Annotated in this window: 21 protein-coding genes; 6 read left to right on the top strand and 15 right to left on the bottom strand. The window is 70.3% G+C overall.

The window, feature by feature from the left end; all coding sequences use genetic code 11:
• Positions 1-15: 15 nt before the first annotated feature.
• From P5G46_RS14570 to P5G46_RS14550, 5 genes are all read right to left on the bottom strand, one after another.
• Positions 16-1809, bottom strand: a complete 1794-nt coding sequence (locus P5G46_RS14570) for a peptidoglycan D,D-transpeptidase FtsI family protein (protein ID WP_239275916.1) — start codon at positions 1807-1809, stop codon at positions 16-18.
• A 4-nt stretch (positions 1810-1813) separates the two neighbouring features.
• The gene (gene ftsL, locus P5G46_RS14565) at positions 1814-2431 is read right to left on the bottom strand and encodes a cell division protein FtsL (RefSeq protein ID WP_375096016.1); all 618 of its coding nucleotides are present in this window, start codon (positions 2429-2431) and stop codon (positions 1814-1816) included.
• Positions 2428-3381: a 16S rRNA (cytosine(1402)-N(4))-methyltransferase RsmH gene (gene rsmH, locus P5G46_RS14560; protein WP_239275918.1), complete on the bottom strand. Its 954-nt coding sequence runs from the start codon at positions 3379-3381 to the stop codon at positions 2428-2430. Before rsmH ends, ftsL begins: the two co-directional genes overlap by 4 nt.
• A gap of 96 nt (positions 3382-3477) precedes the next feature.
• Positions 3478-3909, bottom strand: a complete 432-nt coding sequence (mraZ, locus tag P5G46_RS14555; RefSeq protein WP_022878852.1) for a division/cell wall cluster transcriptional repressor MraZ — start codon at positions 3907-3909, stop codon at positions 3478-3480.
• Positions 3910-4199: 290 nt separating this feature from the next.
• Positions 4200-4583, bottom strand: coding sequence for a DUF3040 domain-containing protein (locus P5G46_RS14550; RefSeq protein ID WP_239275919.1), 384 nt, complete (start codon positions 4581-4583; stop codon positions 4200-4202).
• A gap of 64 nt (positions 4584-4647) precedes the next feature.
• Between P5G46_RS14550 and P5G46_RS14545 the strand changes: the two genes are divergently transcribed.
• Positions 4648-5739: a polyprenyl synthetase family protein gene (locus P5G46_RS14545; protein WP_239275920.1), complete on the top strand. Its 1092-nt coding sequence runs from the start codon at positions 4648-4650 to the stop codon at positions 5737-5739.
• Positions 5740-5749: 10 nt separating this feature from the next.
• Here P5G46_RS14545 and P5G46_RS14540 read toward each other — a convergent pair whose 3' ends face one another.
• Positions 5750-6094, bottom strand: a complete 345-nt coding sequence (locus tag P5G46_RS14540; protein WP_239275921.1) for an Rv2175c family DNA-binding protein — start codon at positions 6092-6094, stop codon at positions 5750-5752.
• Positions 6095-6231: 137 nt separating this feature from the next.
• Between P5G46_RS14540 and P5G46_RS14535 the strand changes: the two genes are divergently transcribed.
• Positions 6232-7221, top strand: coding sequence for a LysM peptidoglycan-binding domain-containing protein (locus tag P5G46_RS14535; RefSeq protein WP_239275922.1), 990 nt, complete (start codon positions 6232-6234; stop codon positions 7219-7221).
• A 54-nt stretch (positions 7222-7275) separates the two neighbouring features.
• Positions 7276-9222, top strand: coding sequence for a Stk1 family PASTA domain-containing Ser/Thr kinase (gene pknB, locus P5G46_RS14530; protein ID WP_239275923.1), 1947 nt, complete (start codon positions 7276-7278; stop codon positions 9220-9222).
• Between the two features lie 56 nt (positions 9223-9278).
• Here the strand turns inward: pknB and P5G46_RS14525 are convergent, their stop codons facing one another.
• Genes P5G46_RS14525 through P5G46_RS14515 form a run of 3 tightly spaced genes read right to left on the bottom strand, consistent with a single transcriptional unit; the run spans position 9279 to position 12277 of the window.
• Positions 9279-10616 (bottom strand): class II 3-deoxy-7-phosphoheptulonate synthase, encoded by a 1338-nt coding sequence (locus P5G46_RS14525; RefSeq protein WP_239275924.1) that lies wholly within the window; start codon positions 10614-10616, stop codon positions 9279-9281.
• A 9-nt stretch (positions 10617-10625) separates the two neighbouring features.
• Positions 10626-11339, bottom strand: coding sequence for a lysophospholipid acyltransferase family protein (locus P5G46_RS14520; protein WP_408905959.1), 714 nt, complete (start codon positions 11337-11339; stop codon positions 10626-10628).
• A 2-nt stretch (positions 11340-11341) separates the two neighbouring features.
• Positions 11342-12277, bottom strand: coding sequence for an ROK family glucokinase (locus tag P5G46_RS14515; protein ID WP_239275996.1), 936 nt, complete (start codon positions 12275-12277; stop codon positions 11342-11344).
• Positions 12278-12434: 157 nt separating this feature from the next.
• On the opposite strand from P5G46_RS14515, the gene P5G46_RS14510 reads away from it, so the two are divergent.
• Positions 12435-14261 (top strand): AMP-dependent synthetase/ligase, encoded by a 1827-nt coding sequence (locus tag P5G46_RS14510; protein ID WP_408905958.1) that lies wholly within the window; start codon positions 12435-12437, stop codon positions 14259-14261.
• 99 nt (positions 14262-14360) lie between these two features.
• Here the strand turns inward: P5G46_RS14510 and P5G46_RS14505 are convergent, their stop codons facing one another.
• The 3 genes from P5G46_RS14505 to P5G46_RS14495 are packed head-to-tail and all read right to left on the bottom strand — an operon-like array spanning position 14361 to position 20443.
• Positions 14361-14852 carry a peptide deformylase gene (locus P5G46_RS14505; RefSeq protein ID WP_239275927.1) on the bottom strand — a complete coding sequence of 164 codons (492 nt, stop codon included), beginning with the start codon at positions 14850-14852 and terminating at the stop codon, positions 14361-14363.
• Positions 14849-16987, bottom strand: a complete 2139-nt coding sequence (locus P5G46_RS14500; RefSeq protein ID WP_239275928.1) for a nucleotide-binding protein — start codon at positions 16985-16987, stop codon at positions 14849-14851. The genes P5G46_RS14505 and P5G46_RS14500 overlap by 4 nt, the downstream gene beginning before the upstream one ends.
• A gap of 48 nt (positions 16988-17035) precedes the next feature.
• The gene (locus tag P5G46_RS14495) at positions 17036-20443 is read right to left on the bottom strand and encodes a pyruvate carboxylase (protein WP_239275929.1); all 3408 of its coding nucleotides are present in this window, start codon (positions 20441-20443) and stop codon (positions 17036-17038) included.
• Between the two features lie 68 nt (positions 20444-20511).
• Between P5G46_RS14495 and P5G46_RS14490 the strand changes: the two genes are divergently transcribed.
• Positions 20512-21324 (top strand): ParA family protein, encoded by an 813-nt coding sequence (locus tag P5G46_RS14490; protein WP_239275930.1) that lies wholly within the window; start codon positions 20512-20514, stop codon positions 21322-21324.
• A gap of 110 nt (positions 21325-21434) precedes the next feature.
• Here P5G46_RS14490 and P5G46_RS14485 read toward each other — a convergent pair whose 3' ends face one another.
• The 3 genes from P5G46_RS14485 to P5G46_RS14475 all read right to left on the bottom strand — a co-directional run bounded on the left by P5G46_RS14485 (position 21435) and on the right by P5G46_RS14475 (position 23254).
• On the bottom strand, positions 21435-21977 hold the full coding sequence (locus tag P5G46_RS14485; protein ID WP_076490726.1) for a MerR family transcriptional regulator: 543 nt from the start codon (positions 21975-21977) through the stop codon (positions 21435-21437).
• Positions 21978-22073: 96 nt separating this feature from the next.
• Positions 22074-22760, bottom strand: a complete 687-nt coding sequence (gene ftsR, locus P5G46_RS14480) for a transcriptional regulator FtsR (protein WP_239275931.1) — start codon at positions 22758-22760, stop codon at positions 22074-22076.
• Positions 22760-23254 (bottom strand): FHA domain-containing protein, encoded by a 495-nt coding sequence (locus P5G46_RS14475; RefSeq protein ID WP_239275932.1) that lies wholly within the window; start codon positions 23252-23254, stop codon positions 22760-22762. Before P5G46_RS14475 ends, ftsR begins: the two co-directional genes overlap by 1 nt.
• Before the next feature lie 257 nt (positions 23255-23511).
• Here P5G46_RS14475 and P5G46_RS14470 point away from each other — a divergent pair, with 257 nt between their 5' ends.
• The gene (locus P5G46_RS14470; protein ID WP_239275933.1) at positions 23512-24159 is read left to right on the top strand and encodes a copper resistance CopC family protein; all 648 of its coding nucleotides are present in this window, start codon (positions 23512-23514) and stop codon (positions 24157-24159) included.
• The last annotated feature ends 85 nt before the right edge of the window (positions 24160-24244 follow it).

Raw genomic sequence — 24244 nt, 5'->3', positions numbered from 1 at the left:
CCGGCATCCGGCGTATCAGCCGAACTTGGGCAGTTCGGGGGTGGTGGAGCCGGACGGGATCACCCGGTAGTTCTTGAGGACCTGGGTGAGCGCCTTCTGGAAGGCGGGGGCGTTGGCCGCAGACGACTTTACCGTTCGCGGTTCGTCGAGGTTGACCGAGACGATGTACTGCGGGTCGTCGGCGGGCGCGAAACCGATCATGGTGGTGAAGTACGCGTCGGGCTTGTACGCGCCGGTGTCGGGGTCGGTCTTCTCGCCGGTGCCGGTCTTGATCGCCACGCGATAGCCCGGGATGGCGACCTGCGAAGCGAGAGTCCCCTGGGTGGCGACGTTCTCGAGCATCTGCGACACCTTCGAGGCGGTGTCGGCGGAGATGACCCGCTCCCCCTCGGCGGTCGGGGCGTCCGTGACGGTGCCGTCGGCGGCCGTGCACCCTTCCACGAGCGAGAGCGGCATGCGCACACCCCCGTTCGCGATCGTCTGATAGACGCCGACGAGCTGCGGGATCGTGACGGCCAGACCCTGACCGAACGTGGTGTTGTAGAACGTCTGATCGCCCCATTGCTCGACGGGGTGGAGGATGCCGCCCGACTCGCCGGGGAAGTCGATCGCCGTGGGGGTGCCCAGCCCGAACTTCTTCATGTAGTCGTACCGGGTCTGCGCCGGGATCATCTCGCCGAACTTCGAGATGCCGACGTTCGAGGAGTCGATGAGGACACCGGTGAGGGTGTAGGTGTTCGCGCCGTGTGCGAACGCATCCGAGACGCGCGCGCCGCCGCGCAACGTTTCCCGCGAGGCTGCGGTGACGGTCGTGTCGCTGGTGAACGAGCCGCTGTCCAAGCCGATCGCGGCGGTGAGCGCCTTGAACGTCGACCCGGGTTCGTTGGGGTCGGTGAACGACCAGCTGCCGCGCTCTTCGGACGGGGTCGCGGTGGGATCGTTCGGGTCGACCGTGGGGTATTCGGCGAGGGCGCGCACTTTGCCGGTCTTCGCTTCGACGACGGTGATCGCGCCGCGCACCGACCCGGTGTTCTGGACCTGCTCGGCGATCAGCTGCCCCATGTACCACTGGAGGTCGCGGTCGATCGTCAGCGTCAGGGTGCCGCCGTCGACGGCCGGTGCGGTCTGGACCTCGGTGCCCGGCAGCACGACCCCGTCGCGTCCCTGCTGGAAGACCACCTCGCCGTCGCGGGAAGCGAGACAGTCGTTGTCGGCGAGCTCGAGCCCTCCCAGCGCCTGCCCGTCGCTGCCCACGAAGCCGAGGAGGTTGCCGGCCACGGCGCCGTCGGGGTAGACCCGTCCGGCCCGGGGCGGGAACGTCAGGAACGGTAGACCCAGCTCAGCGAGCGCCCGATACTGCTCGGTGGAGACGTCCGTCGCGATGATCGCGTAGCGCGAGCCCGGGTCGGCGGCGATCGCGTCGTTGACGACGCTCTCGACGGTCGCCGGGTCCTGCCCGGTGACCGCGGCGATCTGCGCGGCGATCTCGGCCCAGGTGCGCGTGACCGGGGCCGCGTCGTCGCCGCGGACGGTGACGCCCTGCGCGGCGAGCATCGGATCGACCTGGACGTCGTAGCGGTGCACGCTTGAGGCCAGCGTCACGCCGTGTTCGTCGACGATCGCACCGCGCGACCCGTACTCGACGCGCGAGCTCTGCAGTCCCATCGCGAGCGAGTCGTCCACGTGCTCGCGGGCGTTGACGACCTGGATGTCGATGAGACGGACGACGAAGGCGATGAGCACGACGAGCACGACGGCGAGAGCCGCCACGGTACGCTGACGCGGGGATCGGGAGACTGTCGTCGTCATGGGCTTATCGTGTCGCGGGTGTGGGCAGGCCGTCGCTGATCGGCGGGGGTGTCGCCGATCCGGTGCTCGAAACGGGTGCGTCGGCCGGGCCGTCGGACGCGGCGGCGGCGTCGGTCCCGGGCGCCGCGTCGACCGCCGCCCGAGGGTCGGTCACGAGAGGAACGCCCGAGATGAGCGCGTTGCGCACGGAGCCCCGCCCGATGGCATCCACCGACGATGCGCCCTCGGAGGGCTTGCCGGCTCCGATGACCGCCCCGTCGCTGAGTCGCAGGTAGGTGGGCGTCTCGTCGATGACCATTCCCAGAGCCGCGGCGTTGGCGGCGAGGTACTGGGGCGAGTTCAGGCCCGCGACCTCGTCGTAGAGGATCTGCTTCTGGTAGGTCAGGTCGCGCTGCTGCTGCGTGAGCTCCGCGATCTCGAACGAGCTCTGCGTCGTGAGGATCGACAGGCCCATCTGCACGAGCGCGATCGTCACCGCTCCCAGGACGGCGATGACGCCGAACGCACGCCGGGGAACACGCCGACGGGCGGGGGCGTCGACGACGTGCAGGCGGCGGGGCTCGCGGACCGGAACCGGGAACTCCGGCAGGAACGTCGCGTCGATGGTCTGGGGAGCGCTCATGCGTCCTCCTGGATCCTCTCGGCCGCGCGCAGACGCACGGGGGTGGCGCGCGGGTTGGCCGCACGTTCTTCTTCGCTCGCGAGCTCGGCTCCGCGCACGAGGAGGCGGAACTTCGGGGCGTGTTCGGGAAGCTCGACCGGCAGACCCCGGGGGGCGGTGGATGCCGAAGCCTCGGCGAACACGCGCTTGACCAGGCGATCCTCGAGCGACTGGTATGACAGGACGACGATGCGCCCCCCGACACCGAGAACGCTCAGCGCGGCCGGGATGGCGCGCTCGAGCACCGACAACTCGGCGTTGACCTCGATGCGCAGCGCCTGGAAGACCCGCTTGGCGGGATGCCGCTCCCGCAGGACTGCGGCGGGGGTCGCCGCCTGCAGCACCTCGACGAGCTGACCGGAGCGCTCGAGCGGCGCCTGCTGGCGCGCCGCGATGATCGCGCGGGCGTAGCGCGCGGCGAGCTTCTCTTCGCCGTACCGCTCGAAGATGCGGCGGAGGTCGCCTTCGCCGTACGTCGCGAGCACCTCGGCCGCGGTGACGCCCGACGTCTGGTCCATGCGCATGTCCAGCGGGGCGTCCTGTGCGTACGCGAATCCCCGAGAGGCCTCGTCGAGCTGCAGAGACGACACTCCGAGGTCGAACAGGATGCCGTCGACCGTCTCGACACCCGCGGAGGCCACGGCGGCGGCGATGCCGTCGTAGACGGTGTGGACGAACGTGGTGCGGTCCGCGAAGCGCGCAAGACGCTCTCCCGCGATCCGGAGGGCGTCGGTGTCGCGATCCAGTCCGATCAGCCGCGCCGTCGGGAAGCGCTCGAGGAAGGCTTCGGAGTGCCCGCCCATTCCCAGGGTGGCGTCGACGAAGACGGCTCCGTCGCGGTCGAGGGCCGGAGCCAGCAGTTCGGCGCACCGTTCGAGGAGCACGGGGGTGTGGATGTCGCGGATGTCCATGATGACGGGGATCGTTCGCCGACTCTGATCCCCATCCGCTCGACCTGGCGCCGGGGAAGTGCGTCAGGGCGTGCGGCTGGGAATCACAGCCGGCGATCAGAACAGGCCCGGGATCACCTCCTGCTCCATCTCGGCGTAGGTCTCTTCGTTGCTCTCGGCGTAGGCGTTCCAGGCCGCGGCGTCCCAGATCTCGGCGTGGGCTCCCACTCCGGTCACCACGAGCTCGCGATCGAGCCCCGCGTAGGCCCGCAGTGCCGGGGGCACCGTGATGCGGTTCTGCCCGTCGGGCTTCTCGGCGCTGGCTCCCGAGAGGAACATGCGCAGGAAGTCGCGGGCCTGCTTGTTGCTGAGCGGAGCCTCACGGATCCGCTCGTGAACGCGCTCGAACTCCTCGGTGCTGAACACGTAGAGGCAGCGGTCCTGCCCCCGGGTGATCACCACTCCGGCGCCGAGATCGTCACGGAACTTCGCGGGCAGGATGACGCGCCCTTTGTCGTCGAGCTTGGGGGTGTGCGTGCCGAGCAGCATTCGGGCGTCCACCCCCTTCGTCCGGCCTGCGAAGTTTCCCCCACTTTACTCCACCGCCCTCCACTTTGCCATCAAAATCCGGGGGTTCTCCTCCCCCGCGGCGTTGTGTATGGTCTGCGCACACGTCCGAGCCGCACGACGGGAGCCGCGATTTTGCGCTCAACCGACCCGCCCGATCGACCTCCGACGCACGGGTGTGGAGGAAAAGGGAGGATCACCGCGGAGCGAGTGTCGCGCGCACAAAAAAGCACCGGCTCCGAAGAGCCGGTGCTAGGTGGAAGGGCTGGGTGTCAGCGCCCCTCGTTGCGGCGGTCCCACCGCTCGTTCATGCGATCCATGAAGGAGCCGCCGGTCCTGCGGGGAGCGCGCGGTGACGGTGAGCCGGCCGACGGGACACGAGAGGAGTTGCGCGTGGGCGTCACGGCGAAGACGACTCCGCCGACCATCACGACGAACCCGACCACGCCGACGGCGATGCCGAGGAAGCCGGTGTTGAAGCCGATGGAGACGCCGACGATGAGAGCCCCGAGACCCGCGAGCACAAGGATCGAGCCGAGGACGATGTTGCGGTAGCTGAGCGCGCGGTGGGGAGCCGTGACGACGTCGGCGTCGTTACTCATGAGATGGCGTTCCATCTCGTCCAGCAGACGCTGCTCCTGTTCGGAGAGTGGCATGCATCCCCCTCTATTGCTCAGTACGGTCGATTCTACGCGGGGCGTGGATCACTAGGCTAGGCCCGTGCCGAGCTCCCCGGAACCGATCGAGGCTGTTTCTCAGCGACTCGACACCTTCGTGTCTGAACAGATATCGTACGCCTCCACACTGGGGGCAGAGGCAGAAAGGATGGCGCAGGCCGGCGCCGCCTCGCTGCGCGGCGGCAAACGTCTCCGCGCGCGCTTCCTGCTGACCGGATGCCGTGCCGTCGAGCGCGGTTCCGGGCCGGTGCCACCGGCGATCGAGGCCGCCGCGATCGGCGTGGCCGCAGCCCTCGAGGTCTTCCAGGCGGCCGCCCTCGTCCACGACGACCTTATCGACAACTCCGACACCCGGCGCGGCCACCCCGCCGCGCATCGCGCACTCGAGTCCGCCCACAGGGCGTCGGGCTGGGTCGGCGACGCCGAGGCGTTCGGACGTTCGGGAGCGGTACTGCTCGGAGACCTCCTCGTGGCGTGGAGCGACGACCTCCTCGAGGAGTCTCTCGAGGAGATTCCCACCGCGGCCGCGACCCGGCGTCAGTACGCGCTCATGCGTCGGGACGTCACGATCGGCCAGTTCCTCGACGTCGCCGAGGAGTCCGCGTTCGCCGTCCACGACGACGGCACGCACGCCGAGCGCGCGCTGCGCGTGGCCTCGTACAAGTCCGCGCGCTACAGCATCCAGAAGCCGCTGCAGATCGGCGCCGCTCTCGCGGGAGCCGACGCCGCCCAGCTCGACGCGCTCGGCCGGTTCGGCCACGACATCGGGATGGCGTTCCAGCTGCGCGACGACGTTCTCGGCGTGTTCGGCGACGCCGCGGTGACCGGCAAGCCCTCGGGCGACGATCTGCGCGAGGGCAAGCGCACGGTCCTGGTGGCCTACGCTCGCGAGGCCCTGTCCGCCGACCGGCGGTCGGCCCTGGACGCGATGCTGGGTGATCGCACGCTGGATGCCGAACACATCCGCGATCTGCAGCGAACGATCGTCGACACGGGCGCGCTGGCCCGCACGGAGGAACTGATCGCCGCGTACGAACGGCAGGCCGATCGGGCGCTCGAGGGCGCTGCCCTCTCCGCCGGTGCCGTCGCCGAGCTGCGGGCGCTCGCGCGCGCGGCGACCCAGCGGACGTCCTGAGCGGCCCCGCTCAGGCGAGGGTGGCCGCGACGCGGCGCACTTCGCTCTTGCGTCCCGCCCGCAACGCCTCGATGGGCGCGACACCGATCGTCTCCTCCGGCGTCAGCAGCCAGTCGATGGTCTCGTCCGCGTCGAAACCCGCATCGTGCAGCACGATGATCGTCCCGCGCAGCGACGGCAGCGGCCGCCCGTCGACGATGAACACCGAGGGGACGCGCAGCACGCCGTCGCGCCGCGACCCGATGAGGTAGCTGTCGTCGAGCAGGCGGCGGACGCGCCCGAGCGGCTCACCGAGGATCTCGACGAGGTCGGGAAGCGTCAGCCAATCGGTCGCGTAGCGGGGCGTCTCGGTCACCTTGCCACTATCTCATCCCGCGACCGGGCCTCAGACCTGGGGGCGGCGTTTCACATTCGTCACATGCGCCTCACACGTTGACATCCGTCGCAGGGCGTGCGACCGTGGCGGGCAGTCGGAAGAACGGATCCCCCACCATGCGACGACTCACCCCTCTGTCCGCGCGCCCGCGCGGCCGAACCGCCTGGCCCGCGGCCGTGGCCGGCACGATCGCCCTCGCGCTCGCCGGCGAGAACGCCGCGCACGCCGCGCCGCCCGCGCCCTCCCTGGCCGCCGTGCCACCGGCCCCGCGCCACCTGGGCGTTCCCGTGCTCACGGCCGCGCCGACACCGGTGTCCTACACCGTCCAGCCCGGCGACACCGTGTGGGCCATCGCCCGCGCGCACGGACTCGATACGGCCGCGGTGCTGGCCGCCAACGGCCTCGATTCCGCCAGCATCATCCGGCCCGGTCAGGTGCTGGCCCTGGTGCCGGCCGCTCCGGCGGCCGCCCCCGAGGTCGCGGAACCCGCGCCGAGCGTGCGGACGCACGAGGTCCGTCCCGGCGACACCGTCTCGGCCATCGCGGCGGCGAACGGCGTCTCCATCGACACCGTGCTCGCTGCGAACGGCCTCACGCGTGCGTCGATCATCTACCCGGGCGAGACGCTGCAGATCCCGGCGACCGACGCGGCCGCGGCTCCCGCGGTCGCGGCATCCGCCCCTCCCGCGGCCGCGCCCGGCCTGGACGCGGAGCAGTCCGAGAACGCGCGGCTGATCATCCGGGTCGGTCGCGAGCTCGGGGTCTCCGACCGCGGCATCGCCATCGCGCTGGGAACGGCGATGCAGGAATCGTGGTTGCGCAACCTCGACTGGGGCGATCGCGACTCCCTCGGCCTGTTCCAGCAGCGGCCCAGCAGCGGCTGGGGCAGCCCCGAGCAGATCCTCGATCGGGAACGCTCCACCCGCGTGTTCTACGGCGGGGCTGCCGATCCGAACGGCTCGGCCACCCGCGGCCTGCTCGACATCCCCGGGTGGGAGGCGATGCCGTTCGCCGACGCCGCGCAGGCCGTGCAGATCTCGGCCTACCCGGACCGGTACGCCCAGTGGGAGTCCCCCGCGACGGTATGGCTTTCCGTTCTCGGCTGATGCGAAGGTGAGCCGTTCCCCGGGCTCCCAGGGGGCGCTCCGTAGACTCGACCCGTGAGCACGAGTCAGCAGGCCGACCCGCTGATCGGCCGTCTCGTCGACGGCCGGTACCGGGTGCGCGCGCGGATCGCGCGCGGCGGCATGGCGACCGTGTACGTGGCGACCGACCTGCGGCTCGAGCGGCGGGTCGCGCTGAAGGTCATGCACGGCCACCTCAGCGACGACACCGTGTTCCAGAGCCGGTTCATCCAGGAGGCGCGCTCGGCCGCTCGCCTGGCCGATCCGCACGTCGTCAATGTCTTCGACCAGGGCCAGGACGGCGACATGGCCTACCTGGTCATGGAGTACCTCCCGGGCATCACGTTGCGCGAGCTGCTGCGCGAACACCGCCGCCTCACGGTCGATCAGACCCTGACGATCATGGATGCCATTCTCTCGGGCCTCTCGGCGGCCCACCGTGCCGGCATCGTGCACCGCGACGTGAAGCCCGAGAACGTCCTGCTGGCCGAGGACGGCCGCATCAAGATCGGCGACTTCGGTCTGGCGCGGGCGACGACCGCGAACACCGCGAGCGGCGCGCAGCTCATGGGGACGATCGCTTACCTCGCGCCCGAGCTCGTGACGCGCGGCACCGCGGACGCGCGCAGCGACATCTACTCGCTGGGCATCATGCTGTACGAGATGCTCGTGGGCGAGCAGCCCTACAAGGGCGAGCAGCCGATGCAGATCGCGTATCAGCACGCGACCGACTCCGTACCGCGCCCCAGCGCGAAGAACCCGGGAGTGCCCGAACAGCTCGACGAACTGGTGCTGTGGGCCACCGAACGCGAACCCGACGAGCGTCCCGTCGACGCCGGGGCGATGCTGGAACGCCTGCGCGAAATCGAGAAGGAGCTCGGGCTCGCCCCGCAGGTCGCCCGCGCGGTGGCGGTGGGAACCGTGGCCGCGAGCGATGCCGAGTCTCGCGAGCTGACCAAGGTTCTTCCGCAGACCGCGGTCTCCCCCAGCACACCCGCTCAGGACGTCGACAACGCCACGCGCTTGCGTCAACGCACCCGCCGAGCAACCACCCGCGGGATCTGGCTGGTCACGCTCGTGCTGATGCTGGCGGCCGGCGCGGCGACCGCGGGATGGTGGTTCGGCTCCGGCCCGGGCTCGCTCGTGGCGGTGCCGGACGTGTCGCGCATGAGCTACGCCGACGCTGAAGCACTGCTGACGCGCGAGCAACTCGCCGCGCAGCTCCAGGAGGTCAACGACCGCGAGCTTCCCGCGGGCACGACGGTGGGCTCGGATCCCGCGGTGAACACACGGTTGGACAAGGGCAGCGTCGTCACCGTGTTCGTCTCCATCGGACCGGCGTCCCACGATCTTCCCGGGCTCGCGGGCAAGAGCAGCGACGAGGTCGCCGGCATCCTCGAGGCCGCCTATGTCGGCGTCGCAGGAACGACGCAGGAGTTCACCGACGCGGGCGCCGGGACGGTGCTGAGCGCGAGCATCACGCCGCGCGCGGGCGGTGACGCGGTCGACTGCACCAACGGGTGCACGGTGCTCGAGGGCGACGCCGCCTCGCTCGTCACCTCGCTCGGCCCGATTCCCGACGTGGCCGGACTCACGACGGCGCAGGCGGAACGCGCCATGACCGAGGTGCAGCTCCAGACCGAGACGTCGGAGGAGTACAGCAACTCCGTGCCGTCCGGAACGGTCATCGGCATCGGAGAGCGCGACGGAGGCGGGAACTGGCGCCCGGGCGACACCGTGACGCTCCGTGTGTCCATCGGCCCCCGGCCCGTGCAGATTCCCGAGAACGTGGTGGGCATGTCCATTCGGGATGCCGTCGGCACGCTCGAGGAGCTCGGCTTCCAGGTGAATGCCGGGATCGACGACGGCACCCTCCCCCTCGGGTTCCGCTACTGGGACATCTACAAGGTGCGCGCGACGAACCCCCAGGCCGGTACGACGGCCCCGCAGGGCAGCACCATCACGATCACCCCGACGCTCTAGCCCTCGACGCACACGACGATGCCCCCGACCTCACGGATCGGGGGCATCGCGCGGACTCAGCGGTTCTCGAGCTCCTCGGCCACGAGGAAGGCCAGCTCGAGACTCTGGCGGTGGTTCAGTCGCGGGTCGCACAGGCTCTCGTAACGCGTCGCGAGTGTGGCCTCGTCGATCATCTCGGAGCCGCCGAGGCACTCGGTCACGTCGTCGCCCGTCAGCTCGACATGGATGCCGCCGGGGTGCGTGCCCACCTGACGGTGCGCCTCGAAGAACCCACGCACCTCGTCGACGACGTCGTCGAAGCGTCGCGTCTTGTAGCCCGTGGGGGTGGTGATGCCGTTCCCGTGCATCGGGTCGGTGACCCACAGCGGGGTCGCCCCCGCGTCGCGAACGGCCTCGAGCAGCGGCGGGAGAGCGTCGCGAATCTTGCCCGCTCCCATGCGCGTGATGAACGTCAGGCGGCCGGGTTCGCGGTCGGGGTCGAGCTTGTCGATCAGCGCGAGCGCCGTCTCGGGCGTCGTGGTCGGGCCCAGCTTGACCCCGATCGGGTTGCGGATCCGCGAGAAGTAGTCGACGTGCGCGCCGTCGAGCTCACGGGTGCGCTCCCCGATCCACTGGAAGTGCGACGAGGTGTTGTACGGCAGCCCGGTGCGCGAGTCGATGCGCGTCATGGGTCGCTCGTAGTCCATGAGCAGGCCCTCGTGGCCGGTGTAGAACTCGACGCGGGTGAGCTCGTCGAAGTTGGCGCCGGCGGCCTCCATGAACTTGATCGCCCGGTCGATCTCGGCCGCCATGCTTTCGTAGGCCTGGTTGGCGGGGTTGCTCGCGAAACCCTTGTTCCAGCTGTGCACCTCGCGGAGGTCGGCGAACCCACCCTGCGTGAACGCGCGGATCAGGTTCAGCGTCGACGCCGCGGTGTGGTACCCCTTCAACAGCCGGGCGGGGTCGGCCTTGCGCGACTCCTCGGTGAAGTCGTAGCCGTTGACGATGTCGCCGCGGTAGGCGGGAAGGGTGACCTCGCCGCGGGTCTCGGTGTCGCTCGAGCGCGGCTTGGCGAATTGACCCGCCATGCGGCCCATCTTCACCACCGGCATCGAGGCGCCGTACGTCAGCACGACGGCCATCTGCAGCACCGTCTTGATGCGGTTGCGGATCTGCTCGGCGGTCGCCCCGGCGAAGGTCTCGGCGCAATCGCCGCCCTGCAGCAGGAACGCCTGCCCGGCGGCGGCACGGGCGAGTCGGTCACGGAGGATATCGACCTCGCCGGCGAAGACGAGCGGCGGGAGTGTGGCCAGTTCGGCGGATGCCGCGGCCACAGCGGCCTCGTCATACCACTGGGGCTGCTGCTTGATGGGCAGGGTCCGCCAGTGGTCGAGGTCGTGGAGCTGCTGATTCACCCCTGAAGTCTAGTGGCGAGCCGACGGCGCCTTCGCCGCCTGCGCCGTGGCCAGACGGTCCTTCACGGTGGAGGCGTACACGTCTTCGTAACGCTGCTCCCCGAGCCTCTGGAGCGCCACCATGATCTCGTCGGTGACCGACCGGAGAATGTAACGGTCGCTCTCCATGCCCTCGAAGCGGGAGAAATCGAGCGGCTCGCCGATCACGATGCCGACACGTCCGACGCGCGGAACGCGCTGGCCGATCGGCATGATCGCGCCGGTGTCGACCATCACCACGGGGATGACCGGCACGCGCGCCTCGAGCGCCATCCGGGCGATGCCCGTGCGGCCGCGGTACAGCGTCCCGTCGGGGCTGCGGGTGCCCTCCGGGTAGATCCCGAGGAGCTCGCCGCTGCCGAGGACACCGAGACCCGTGTTGAGCGAGGCCTCGGAGGCCTTGCCGCCCGACCGGTCGATGGGCAGCTGCCCGGTCGCCGTGAAGAAGAGCCGCGTCGCCCAGCCCTTGATGCCCTTGCCCGTGAAGTAATCGCTCTTGGCCAGGAACGCCATGCGGCGGTCGATCATCAGCGGCAGGAAGATCGAGTCCGAGAACGACAGGTGGTTGCTGGCGAGGATCGCCGCCCCCTCCCGCGGGACGTTGCGCCGGCCCACGATCCACGGGCGGAACACGGCCTTGATGACCGGTCCGATGACCACGTACTTCATGAGCCAGTAGAACATCGTCAGCGCTCCTTCCCGGCGAGGTCGGCGACCCCGATGAGACCGGCGTCGTTGCCCAATCGTGCGATCGTGAACTCCGCCACCGGACGTTCACCGTACCCCGGGAGCGACGTCTCGTAAGCCAGCTGAACGGGAACGAGGAGGTCGGCGCCGAGCTGGGCCACTCCCCCGCCGATGACGAAGAGCTCGGGGTCGAGCACCGCCTGGAACCCGCCACAGGCCTCGCCCAGGGCCGTCGCCACGCGGCGCAGGGCCTCGACCGCTCCGGGGTCGCCCGCCAACACGAGCCGTGAGACAGCGGGCCCGGGAATCGCGCCCTTCTGGTCCCGGACGGCGGCCAGGGCGGCGCCGATCCCCCCGCCGTCGGCGATGGCATTGGCCTCGCGCTGCAGGGCGCGCCCCGAGGCGTACTGCTCGAGGCATCCGTTCTGCCCGCACCCGCACGGCAGCCCCCCGCGGACGAATCGCATGTGACCGAGCTCCCCGCCGATGCCGTGGCCGCCGCGGAACAGTTCGCCGTTGGTCACGACGGCCCCGCCGACGCCGGTGCCCATGGTGAGCATCACCATGTCGCGTACGCCCCGGCCGGCACCGAAGCGGTACTCGCCCCACCCGGCCGCGTTCGCGTCGTTCTCGATCGTCACGGGTGCGTCGAGGCGATCCTCCAGACGCGCGCGCAGCGGTTCGTTGCGCCAATCGATATTCGGGGCGTAGATGACGGTGCTGCGGTCGGAGCTGATGAAGCCCGCGGCGGCGACGCCGATCGCGTGCACCTCGTGCGCGCGCCGCAGGTGGTCGGCCATGTCGACGACCGCGTCCACGAGGGCCGCCGGATCGATCGGGGTGTCGACCCTGAGCTTCTCGACGATCGAGCCGTCCTCTTCGACGACGCCGCCGGCGATCTTCGTGCCTCCGATGTCGATACCGACGTTGCGCACCGCGCTCCCCTCCGGCCCGCCCGTCGGCTCGGCCCGCAGCAGTCTAGTCATCCGTGCGAGGGCGCGCCGACTCCGACCGGGCCGAAGAATCCCCGACCGCGTACGACTAGACTCGATGGACCGATCGACCTTCTTTCCGGTACACAAAGGAGTTGCCGTGATCCAGTTCGACCTTCCTCCCGTCGTTCCCGCTGATCCGTCCGCGAACGTCTCGGACCTGCTCGCCGACCGGGTCGCGGCCACACCCGACCGCGCCCTCTTCGCCGTTCCCGACGGCGCAGGATGGCGCGACGTGTCCGCCCGCGACTTCGAGCAGCAGGTCATCGCGCTCGCGAAGGGTTTCATCGCCGCGGGCGTCCAGCCCGGCGAGAAGGTCGCGTTCATCGCGCGCACCACCTACGACTGGGCGCTCGTGGACTTCGCGCTCTTCTACGCCGGCGCGGTCATGGTGCCGGTGTACGAGACCAGCTCCCCCTCGCAGATCTCGTGGATCCTGTCGGACTCGGGGGCGATCGCCGCGATCGTCGAGTCCGCCGACCACGCCCACCGCCTCGACGAGGTGCGCAGCGACCTCCCCCTCGTCCGCGAGGTGTGGGCGATGCACGCGGGCGATCTCGACACGCTCGTTGCGCGCGGCGCATCGATCGACGATGCCGAGGTGCAGCGGCGACGCTCGATCGCCAACAGCGGCGACATCGCCACCCTCATCTACACGTCGGGTTCGACCGGGCGCCCCAAGGGCTGTGTCCTCACGCACGGCAACTTCGTCGAGCTGGCACGCAACTCCGCCAAGGCGCTTCACGAGGTCGTTGAGACGCCGGGGGCGTCGACGCTGCTGTTCATCACGACCGCGCACGTGTTCGCCCGGTTCATCTCCCTGCTGAACGTGCACGCCGGCGTCAAGACCGGTCATCAGCCCGACACCAAGCAGCTGCTCCCGGCTCTCGGCACGTTCAAGCCCACGTTCCTCCTGGCCGTGCCGCGGGTGTTCGAGAAGGTGTACAACTCCGCCGAGCAGAAGGCCGAGGCGGGCGGCAAGGGCAAGATCTTCCGCGCCGCAGCGGCCACGGCCGTCGAGCACTCCGAGCGGGAGCAGCAGGGCAAGTCCATCCCGCTGCTGCTGAAGATCAAGTTCGCGCTGTTCGACCGACTCGTCTACTCCAAGCTCCGCGAGGCCATGGGCGGACGCGTCGTCTACGCCGTGTCGGGGTCTGCTCCCCTGGGGCCGCGCCTCGGGCACTTCTTCCGCAGCCTCGGCGTCGTCATCCTCGAGGGCTACGGGCTGACCGAGACGACCGCGCCCGCGACCGTGAACCTCGCGACGAAGTCGAAGATCGGCACCGTCGGCCCCGTGCTCCCGGGGGTGAGCGTTCGTCTGGCCGATGACGGCGAGATCCAGGTGCGCGGCATCAACGTCTTCGCCGAGTACTGGCGCAACCCCGAGGCCACCGCGGAGGCCTTCGACGGCGACTGGTTCAAGACGGGCGACATCGGTGCGTTCGACGCCGACGGATTCCTGTCGATCACGGGCCGCAAGAAGGAGATCATCGTCACCGCCGGCGGGAAGAACGTCGCCCCCGCCGCCCTGGAGGATCCGATCCGGGCCAACCCGATCGTCGGTCAGGTCGTCGTCGTCGGCGACCACAAGCCGTTCATCTCGGCGCTGGTCACTCTCGACCCCGAGATGCTGCCCACGTGGCTGTCCAACAACGGGCTGCCCGCCGACATGTCGCTCGAAGAGGCGGCGAAGAACGAGAAGGTCCGCGCCGAGGTGCAGGGCGCGATCGACCGGGCCAACACGCGCGTGTCGCGGGCCGAATCGATCCGCAAGTTCACGATCCTGCCGACCGAGTGGACCGAGGCGAGCGGTCACCTCACGCCCAAGATGAGCATCAAGCGCAACGTCATCGTCAGCGACTTCGCTGGTGACATCGAGGACATCTACGCGGTCCCCGTCAACACCACCAACGTCTCGCTCCCCTGAGCGAGCGTCATCCCCCGTGACGGCGACGGGGGGATGCCACGAGAACAGGCCGATCCGCGACGGATCGGCCTGTTCTGCTGTCAGCTCCTGCTGCCGGGGTCAGAACCAGTCGCTCTCGCGGATCTGGCGCATCGCCTCGCGGCGGGCCTCCGCGGGGAGGCGCGAGAGGTAGAGCTTCCCGTCGAGGTGGTCGGTCTCGTGCTGCAGCGCCTGGGCGAGCAGACCGTCCCCTTCGAGGACGACCTCGTTCCCGTCGAGGTCGGTGCCGATGACCTTCGCCCAGGGGTACCGCAACGCTTCGTGCCAAAGACCGGGGACGGAGAGGCATCCCTCCCCGACGAGTTCGGGCTCGCCCCGCGTCTCGACGAGCACGGGATTCAGGACGTAGCCGATGTCGCCGTCGATGTTGTAGCTGAAGGCGCGCAGCCCCACGCCGATCTGCGGCGCCGCGACCCCCGCACGCCCGGGGGGCTCCACGGTGTCGATGAGGTCGCGGACGAGGGCCCGGATGCCGTCGTCGACGATCTCGATCGGCGCGCTGGGCGCACGCAGAACGGGATCCCCGAAGAGGCGGATGGGACGGACGGTCATGCCGCCGCCACCGGGGTGCGCAGGCCCTCGACGACCGCCGCGGCGAGTTCGCGCGCCGCCTGCCGGGTGCCCGGCTGCAGGTCGCGGAACGTGATCGCGCTGCCGGACGCGACGTGGGCGTCGTACGGCATCCGGATCACGGCGCGGACGCGCGTGCGGAAGTGCGCCTCCAGCTCGCTCTCGCGGACGAGGGGCGCGCCCGGGCGGGCGTTGTTCAAGACGACGACGGCGTTGCGGACACGATCGGCGTAGCCGTTCGTCTCGAGCCACGTCAGCGTCTCGGACGCCAGTCTCGCCTCGTCGACGGACAGGCCCGCGACCACGACGAGGGAGTCGGCGAGTTCGAGCGTGGCCTCCATGACGGAGTGGACGATCCCCGTTCCCGTGTCGGTGAGGACGATCGAGTAGTAGTGCGCGGCGATGTCCGCCACGCGGCGGTAGTCCTCGTCGCTGAAGGCCTCCGAGACCTTCGGGTCGGAATCGGATGCCAGCACGTCGAGCCGCGTGGTGTCTCGGGCCACGATCGATGACACGTCGCCGTACCCCTCCACCTGGTCGTGCGCGCGTACGAGGTCACGAACGGTCCGACCGTTCGCACCCCCCACCCGGTCGGCGAGCGTGCCCCGGTCGGGGTTCGCGTCGACGGCGATGACCCGGTCGTCACGCGCGTCCGCGAGCGCCATGCCCAGCAGCGACGTGACCGTGGTCTTGCCGACGCCACCCTTGCGCGACAGCACCGGCACGAAGCGCGCCTCGCCCGAGAGGGGCGTGGCGATGCGCCGGTCCAGATCTTTGCGCGCCCGCGCACGGCGGCCGTCGCCGAGGTTGATGCGGTGTCGCGACACCGAGTAGACGAGCTGCTGCCACAGTCCCTCCGGCTCGGGGCGGGCGACCTGACGCGGATCGAGCAGACGATCGGCGGTGAGCAGATCAGGGCTCTCGCGGGTGTCGTCGATCTCGCCCAAGCGCTTGGACGTCAGGGCCACCTCACCCCCCGGGGTGCGGACGCGCTCGTTCGCGTGCATCCGCCCGGCACGTGCCGCCTCGTCCGCCTGGTGGATCTCGCGGCGCGTCAGGGGGATGGTGCCGATGGTGCCCGTGGCGGCTCGTTCGGCCCGCGTGCGCGGCACGGGTCCGGTTTCGGGCGCGGTCGTGGCATCCGGGACAGCGGGCGCCTCGGATGCCGCCGACACCTCCCGCGCGACGGGCGCCTCCTGCGCGGGTGTCGGAGCCCGTGCCGCGAGTGGCGTAGCGGGCGCCGCGACCGCGTCGGCGCTGTCACCGGCAGGAGCGTCGATCTCCCGCTCAGGTTCGGTCGGAACGACGTCCTCCGCCTCGTGGCCCGTGCCCTCCGACGGGAGGATCTCGTCCATCTGCTCGGCATCCGCGGCCGGCTCATGTCCGGAGACCTCGTCGATCGTGTCCTCGGCGTCCGTCGTCTCCTCCGAGGCGGCGGGCTGGGCTGCCTCCTCCGGGCGGGAAGCGTCGGCGTCGTCCGCGGGGACGTCGGTCGCGTCGGCATCCGCCGCAGGGGCTTCCGGGGCGGACTCGGCGTCCGCGAACGTCCCGGCCTCCGGCGGGGTCTCGTCCTCCTCCGGCGCGGGATCCGGATCGGTCTCGCCGCCGTCGCCGTCGTCGGGCACCGCGACGGCGGACTCCTCCGACCCGGTGACGGGGTCGCCGACGCTGTCGTCAGCCGCGTCATCGATGATCTCGCCATCGTCCGGAACGATCTCGGCGTCGTGGATCTCGGGTTCGCCGTCACCATCGAGAGTCTCGGGGTGCGGTTCGAGGATGATGTCGCCGGTCGGCAGCTCCTCGAGGCCGGGATCCGAGGCCGCCGCAGCGACCTCCGGGTCGGGCACGTGGGTGAGCAGCGGGGGCACGTCGGCATCGGGGAGGTGCACGATGCCCACGACCTCGAAAGCGCGGGATTCGGCGTCGATGACGGGCATCTCGTCTTCGACGACGTCGTCGTCCACCTCGTCGTCGTCGGTGGCGGGGAGGTCGACGCTGACCTGCGAGATGTGTCCGCCGAGGACGGTGATGCTGGCCGTGTCGAGCGTTCCGGTGTCGTCGAGGACGCCGTGTTCGGTGCCCTCATCGGGGGTCTCGTCGGTGCGGTCGGGGGTCACTGCAGTCTCCAAAAGGGAAAGGGGGCGCGAAGAGCGCCCCCTTTCAGGCTACTGCTCGGGACGGACGACGAGCAAAAGGTCGCCCGCCTCCACCTGCTGCGTGGCCGCGACGGCCAGCCTGTCGACGACACCGTTGACGGGACTCGTGATCGCGGCCTCCATCTTCATGGCCTCGATCGAGGCCACCGCCTGACCGGCCATGACACGATCGCCGACGCCCGCCTTCAGCGTCACCACTCCCGAGAAGGGTGCCGCGACCTGGCCGGGTTTCGACGTGTCGGCCTTCTCGGCCTGGCGCGCCTCGACGTCGATCGAGCGGTCCCGCACGAAGACGGGACGCAGCTGGCCGTTGAGCGTGGTCATGACGGTGCGCATGCCCTTGTCGTCGGCGTCGCCGATCGCCTCGAGCCCCACGAACAGCTGCACCCCCCGTTCGATCTCGACGGTGTGCTCTTCGCCGGCGCGCAGGCCGTACAGGTAGTCCGCGGTGTCGAGGACGCTCAGATCACCGAATGCCGCGCGCGTCTCGAGGAACGCACGGGTCGGCGCCGGGAACAGCAGGGCGTTCAATCGCGCGCGGCGCGTGGGAGAGTCGGCCGCCAAGGCGGCGGCATCGTCGTCGGTGAGGGGGGTGACCCCGCCCTTGATGTCGCGACCGGCGAGCACCTTGGAGCGGAACGGTTCGGGCCACCCGCCCGGGAGGTCGCCGAGCTCGCCCGCCATGAAGGAGATCACCGAGTCGGGCACGTCGTACTTGTCGGGATTGCGCTCGAAATCGTCGGGGTCGGCCTTGACCGCCGCGAGGTGCAGCGCGAGGTCGCCCACCACCTTGGAGGACGGCGTCACCTTCGGGACGCGACCGAGGATGCGGTCGGCCGCGGCATACATGTCCTCGATGAGCTCGAAGTCGTCGGCCAGGCCCAGCGCGATCGCCTGCTGTCGCAGGTTCGAGAGCTGTCCGCCGGGGATCTCGTGACGGTAGACGCGGCCGGTGGGACCGGGCAAGCCGGACTCGAACGGACGGTACAGGTGACGCACCGCCTCCCAGTAGGGCTCGAGATCCGAAACGGCTGCGAGGTCGATGCCGGTGTCGCGGTCGGTGTGGGCGAGCGCGGCGACGAGACCCGACAGCGACGGCTGGCTCGTCGTGCCCGACATGGGCGCGGCGGCCGCGTCCACGGCATCCGCACCCGCCGCCGAGGCGGCCAGCAGGGTCGCGAGCTGACCACCGGCGGTGTCGTGGGTGTGCACGTGGACGGGGACGTCGAACCGCTCACGCAGCGCCGTGACCAGACGCGTGGCCGCGGCCGGGCGGAGGAGCCCGGCCATGTCCTTCACGGCCAGCACGTGGGCTCCGGCCGCGACGATCTGCTCGGCGAGCCGGAGGTAGTAGTCGAGCGTGTAGAGATCCTCGCGCGGGTCGAGCAGGTCTCCGGTGTAGCAGACGGCGACCTCGGCGACGGCGGTCCCCGTCGCCAGGACGGCGTCGATCGCCGGGCGCATCTGCGAGACGTCGTTGAGCGCGTCGAAGATGCGGAAGATATCGATGCCGGATGCCGCGGCCTCGGCGACGAAGGCATCCGTCACCTCCGTCGGGTACGGGGTGTAGCCGACGGTGTTGCGCCCGCGCAGAAGCATCTGGATCGCGACGTTGGGAAGAGCCTGCCGGAGCGCGTCGAGACGTTCCCACGGGTCTTCGCCGAGGAAGCGCAATGCGACGTCGTACGTCGCACCGCCCCAGGCCTCCACGGACAGCAACTCCGGCGTCAGACGCGCGACGTACGGTGCGACACGCACGAGATCGCGCGTACGCACACGCGTGGCGAGCAGCGACTGGTGCGCGTCGCGGAAGGTCGTGTCGGTGACGGCGAGAGCGGTCTGCTCGCGCAGAGCACGCGCGAACCCCGCGGGGCCCAGCTCCTGCAGGCGCTGTCGGGAGCCCGAGGGGGCGGGCGCCGCCAGGTCGATGGCGGGGAGCTTGCTGGCCGGGTCGACCGTCAGGGGGTTCTCGCCGTGGGGGCGGTTGACGGTGGTGTCGACGAGCCACGACAGCACCTTCGTGCCGCGGTCCTTGGATTCGCGGCCGCGCAGGAGCTCGGGGCGCTCGTCGATGAACGAAGTGCTCAGGTTGCCCGCCACGAAGGCGGGATCGTCGAGCACCGCCTGGAGGAACGGGATGTTGGTGGACACGCCGCGGATGCGGAACTCCGCCAGCGCGCGCCGCGCGCGGGCGACCGCGGCACCGAAGTCCCGTCCGCGGCACGTGAGCTTGGACAGCATCGAGTCGAAGTGCGGGCTGATCTGGGAGCCGGCCGCGGTCGTGCCACCGTCGAGACGGACGCCGGCACCGCCGGGCGAGCGGTACGTGGTGATCTTGCCGGTGTCGGGACGGAATCCCTGTGTCGGATCCTCCGTGGTGATGCGGCATTGCAGGGCCGCACCCCGCAGACGGATCCGGTCCTGCGTGAGGCCGAGGTCGGCGAGGGTGCTGCCCGCCGCGATGCGCATCTGCGACTGCACGAGGTCGACGTCGGTGACCTCCTCGGTGACCGTGTGCTCGACCTGAATGCGCGGGTTCATCTCGATGAAGACGACCTCCCCCGCGCGCGGTCCCGCCGTCTCGAGCAGGAACTCCACCGTCCCGGCGTTCTGATACCCGATCGACCGGGCGAACGCGACGGCGTACCGGTGCAGGTCTTCCCGGACCGCGTCGTCGAGGTTGGGCGCGGGAGCGATCTCGATCACCTTCTGGTGACGGCGCTGCACCGAGCAGTCGCGCTCGAAGAGATGGACCGTCTCGCCCGTGGCATCCGCGAGGATCTGCACCTCGACGTGCCGCGGCCGCTGGACGGCCTGCTCGAGGAACATGCGCGGGTCGCCGAACGCGCTCTGCGCCTCGCGCATGGCCTCGGCCAGAGCTGGTGCCAGCTCGCCCAGCGACTCCACGCGCCGCATCCCACGGCCGCCGCCGCCGGCCACCGCCTTGGCGAACAGCGGGAAGCCGATCTCCTCGGCCTGCGCGACGAGAGCATCGACGTCGTCCGAGGCGGCGGTCGACCGCAGGACGGGGACCCCGGCGGCGATCGCGTGCTCCTTGGCGGTCACCTTGTTGCCCGCCATCGACAGCACCTCCGCCGGCGGGCCGATGAAGGTGATGCCATGCGCCGCGGCCTTCTCGGCGAGCTCGGGATTCTCGGACAGGAAGCCGTACCCCGGGTAGATGGCATCCGCCCCGCACTCGCGCGCGACGCGAATGATCTCGTCGACGTCGAGGTAGGCGCGCACGGGGTGGCCGCGCTCGCCGATCTGATACGCCTCGTCGGCCTTCAGACGGTGGAGAGACGCGCGGTCCTCGTAGGGGTAGACCGCGACAGTGCGGGCTCCCACTTCATAGGCGGCGCGGAACGCACGGATGGCGATTTCTCCGCGATTGGCGACCAGGATCTTCGAGAACATGCACACCTCACGTCAAGCTGGCGGAGCTGAATGTGCTCACAGCCTAGGGGAAGGTAACGTAGACGCTCGTGCACGTACTCTCCGTCAGCTCTTTGAAAGGCGGGGTCGGCAAGACGACCGTGACGCTCGGGCTGGCATCCGCCGCCTTCGCACGTGGCGTTCGCACTCTCGTCGTCGACCTCGACCCGCAGTCCGATGTGTCCACCGGCATGGACATCCAGGTCGCCGGCCGGCTGAACATCGCCGACGTCCTGGCCAATCCGAAAGAGAAGGTCGTCCGTCAGGCGATCACCTCCAGCGGCTGGGCCAAGGTGCACCCCGGCACGATCGACGTGCTCATCGGCAGCCCGTCGGCGATCAACTTCGACGGTCCGCACCCGAGCGTCCGCGACGTGTGGAAGCTCGAAGAGGCCCTCGCCACGATCGAGGCCGACTACGACCTCGTCCTGATCGACTGCGCCCCGTCGCTGAACGCGCTGACCCGCACCGCGTGGGCGGCGAGCGACCGCGTCATCGTCGTGACCGAGCCCGGATTGTTCTCCGTCGCCGCCGCCGACCGGGCGCTCCGCGCGATCGAGGAGATCCGTCGCGGTCTCTCCCCCCGTCTTCAGCCGCTGGGTGTCGTCGTGAACCGCGTCCGCCCGCAGTCCATCGAGCACCAGTTCCGCATCAAGGAACTGCGCGACATGTTCGGTCCGCTCGTGCTGAACCCCCAGCTCCCCGAGCGCACGTCGTTGCAGCAGGCCCAGGGCGCTGCGAAGCCGCTGCACGTCTGGCCCGGCGACTCCGCGCAGGAGCTGGCCGCCGATTTCGACGCGCTCCTCGACCGCATCGTGCGCACGGGCCGCATCCCCGTCGCGAGCGACGCCCCGCAGTCCTAGCCCTTCGCACGCGCACGCGCGCGAGTCGCCAACATTTGTCGCTTCGAGCGATGGCCAGGCGACAAATCCTGGCGACTCGCGCACCACGCGACGCGGCGCGGCGTGACGGGTCAGGCGGTGCGAGCGGCGCGACGCGCGGCGAGTTCGTCGACGGCCTCGGTCGCGGACTCGAAGTCGACGAGCGTGGACTCCACTTCGCGCAGAACCTTGCCGACGGCGATGCCGAAGACACCCTGACCGCGGCTCACGAGGTCGATGACCTCGTCGTTCGACGTGCACAGGTAGACCGAGGCTCCGTCGCTCATGAGCGTCGTGCCCGCGAGATCGCGGATGCCGGCGGCGCGAAGCTGATCGACCGCGGTGCGGATCTGCTGCAGCGAGATCCCGGTATCGAGCAGACGCTTGACGAGCTTCAGGACGAGGATGTCGCGGAATCCGTAGAGGCGCTGCGACCCCGATCCGCTCGCACCGCGCACGGTGGGGACGACGAGTTCGGTGCGGGCCCAGTAGTCGAGCTGGCGGTACGTGATGCCCGCGGCTCGGGCCGCGACGGCACCGCGATAACCGGTGTCGTCGTCCATCTCGGGCAGGCCGTCGGTGAAGAGGAGTTCGGTGGCGAACCGGGGTTCACCGAGTGCGTCGCCAGCGTTCATGCTCGCGTCCCTCCTCATCGGCTCGTTCCTCCCACGCTAGATCAGCGAGGGGCCCCCGGCAACGACATCCGGGCCGAGGGGGTCGGCGTGTCGCGATCAGGACAGCATCCGGTCGATGGCCTCGCGCACGAACAGCGTCCGGACCTCGTCAAGGCGCGCCGCGAGTTCGGGCGCGAGCTCGCTCGCCCGCGCGCGAGACGCGGCGTCCGGACGGCGCAGAAGCGCGGCCAGGGCCGATTCGACCAGGGATGCCTCGCGCTCGGCGCTCTGGCGCAACGACCTGACGTGGCGCGGCTCGATACCGTGCCGGTCGAGGGCCACGAGAGTGCGCAGCAGAGTCACCGTCTGCTCGGAGTACGTCTCGGCCCCGGCGATCACCCCGGTGCTGATCGCGTCATTGAGTAGCTGCGGCGCGGCTCCGGCCGCGGCGAGCAGCTCTTCGCGGCGGTAGCGGCGCGGTGCGCTGGTCATCGACGCGATGGCCGTCGGCGGGGCGGGGTTTCGTCCGGCATCGACGTCGGCGAGGTAATCGCGGATGACGGCGAGCGGGAGGTAGTGATCGCGCTGGAGCGTCAGGGCCAACCGCAGGCGTTCGAGGTCGGCGGGCGAGAACTTGCGATAGCCGGAGTCGGTGCGCGTGGGCGTCACGATCCCCTGCACCTCGAGGAAGCGCAACTTGCTGGACGACAGCGCGGGGAACTCCGGGGTGAGCCTGGCCAGCACCTGTCCGATGCTCAGCAACCCCGAGGCCGCTGGACGACCCCGGGCGGGGGCTGCCGCCATCAGCGCTCTGCCGACGGGAGATCGACCGGCGAGCCGAAGAAGTTGAGCCGGAACTTTCCGATGCGCACCTCGGCTCCGTTCACGAGCGCCGAACGATCGACACGCTCACCGTTGACGTAGCTGCCGTTCAGCGAGCGCTGGTCGACGATCTCGAAAGCGCTACCCGCACGCGTGATCTCCGCGTGACGACGCGAGACGGTGACGTCGTCGAAGAAGATGTCGGCCTCGGGGTGGCGCCCGACGGTCGTGACGTCGGTGTCGAGCAGGTACCGCGCCCCGGTGGTGGGACCGGAGCGGACGATGAGAAGGGCCGCACCGGAGGGCAGGGCGTCGATCGCCTCGAGCTCGGCCTCGGTGAGGTCGGCGCCGAAGGGGACGAAGGAGAGATCGGCATCGTGCCCGAACGTCTGAGTCGTGTCGTGCGAACGGTCGGACGCGGCGGCGTCCGCGGCGCGTCGAATGTCGTCGCGCTCGAATCTGCGGGTCTCGTCCACGGCTTCTCCTTCTTTTCCACCATAGCCGACCGACTCCGTTGCGGAGCGGTCGATCGACCCTCGCGAAGGTCATGGGATGTTCGTCTGTATCCGACGGCGACACGCACCGCCTTCGGGTGGCGGCGCATGTGACGGGGGGACACTCGAACCTATCCATCCGGGGTCCACCCTGTCGAGTCCGGGTCACCTGCCGTGTCATCCCGATCATCCGCTGTATTCCCGGCGGTGTCTCCGCCGCGGTCGATAGGGTCGATGGGGTGACCGTCTCCTCCGCGCCGCGTCGGCGCTTCCTCCCCACCGCCCTGGCCGCCGGCGCCCTCGCCCTCGCGGCTCTTCTCGTCTCCGCCGGCCCCGCGTCGGCCCATGACGAGCTGGTGTCGTCGGACCCGTCCACCGACGCGGTGCTCGACGCCCTGCCCCCTCAGATCACCCTGACGTACAGCGCGGATGTCCTGGATGCCGAGGGCGCCACGGTCGTCGAGGTGACCGACGCCGCCGGAACGTCTCTGACCGACGGCACGCCCGTCGTCGAGGGCACCACGGTGACCCAGGCGCTGGCGGGCACGGCATCCGGCACCGTCACGGTGGCGTGGCGCGTGGTCTCCAGCGACGGTCACCCCATCGATGGCACGTTCTCGTTCACCGTGCCGGCCGCACCGGCCCCCACCCCCACGGCGAGCCCGAGCCCGACGGCGACCCCCTCGACGGCCCCGTCGGCGGAGCCCACCGTCACGGTCACCGCCACACCGGCCCCGACCGAGAACACGTCGGATGCCTCTCCCCTGCCCTGGATCCTGCTCGCCGTCGCGTTGCTTCTGGTCGTCGGTGCTCTCGCCTGGCTCGTCGTCGCGCGCGGCCGTAACGGCTCCCCCGGAAGCGGTTCCTCGGGTACCGCCGGACGATAGGCTTTCTCCATGCCTCATTACGATCTGGTCATTCTTGGTGCGGGTCCCGGCGGGTACGTCGCGGCCGTGCGCGGCGCGCAGCTGG

This window comes from Microbacterium mcarthurae, from assembly GCF_046064585.1.
Lineage (GTDB): Bacteria > Actinomycetota > Actinomycetes > Actinomycetales > Microbacteriaceae > Microbacterium > Microbacterium mcarthurae.
Note: the sequence above shows the minus strand (reverse complement) of the source record. Positions and strands in the feature narration are given on the sequence as shown.

Coding starts and splice junctions, on each gene's coding strand:
- P5G46_RS14570 (WP_239275916.1), bottom strand. CDS start 1,809: ATGACGACGACAGTCTCCCGATCCCCGCGTCAGCGTACCGTGGCGGCT.
- ftsL (WP_375096016.1), bottom strand. CDS start 2,431: ATGAGCGCTCCCCAGACCATCGACGCGACGTTCCTGCCGGAGTTCCCG.
- rsmH (WP_239275918.1), bottom strand. CDS start 3,381: ATGGACATCCGCGACATCCACACCCCCGTGCTCCTCGAACGGTGCGCC.
- mraZ (WP_022878852.1), bottom strand. CDS start 3,909: ATGCTGCTCGGCACGCACACCCCCAAGCTCGACGACAAAGGGCGCGTC.
- P5G46_RS14550 (WP_239275919.1), bottom strand. CDS start 4,583: ATGCCACTCTCCGAACAGGAGCAGCGTCTGCTGGACGAGATGGAACGC.
- P5G46_RS14535 (WP_239275922.1), top strand. CDS start 6,232: ATGCGACGACTCACCCCTCTGTCCGCGCGCCCGCGCGGCCGAACCGCC.
- P5G46_RS14520 (WP_408905959.1), bottom strand. CDS start 11,339: ATGTTCTACTGGCTCATGAAGTACGTGGTCATCGGACCGGTCATCAAG.
- P5G46_RS14505 (WP_239275927.1), bottom strand. CDS start 14,852: ATGACCGTCCGTCCCATCCGCCTCTTCGGGGATCCCGTTCTGCGTGCG.
- P5G46_RS14495 (WP_239275929.1), bottom strand. CDS start 20,443: ATGTTCTCGAAGATCCTGGTCGCCAATCGCGGAGAAATCGCCATCCGT.
- P5G46_RS14485 (WP_076490726.1), bottom strand. CDS start 21,977: ATGAACGCTGGCGACGCACTCGGTGAACCCCGGTTCGCCACCGAACTC.
- ftsR (WP_239275931.1), bottom strand. CDS start 22,760: ATGGCGGCAGCCCCCGCCCGGGGTCGTCCAGCGGCCTCGGGGTTGCTG.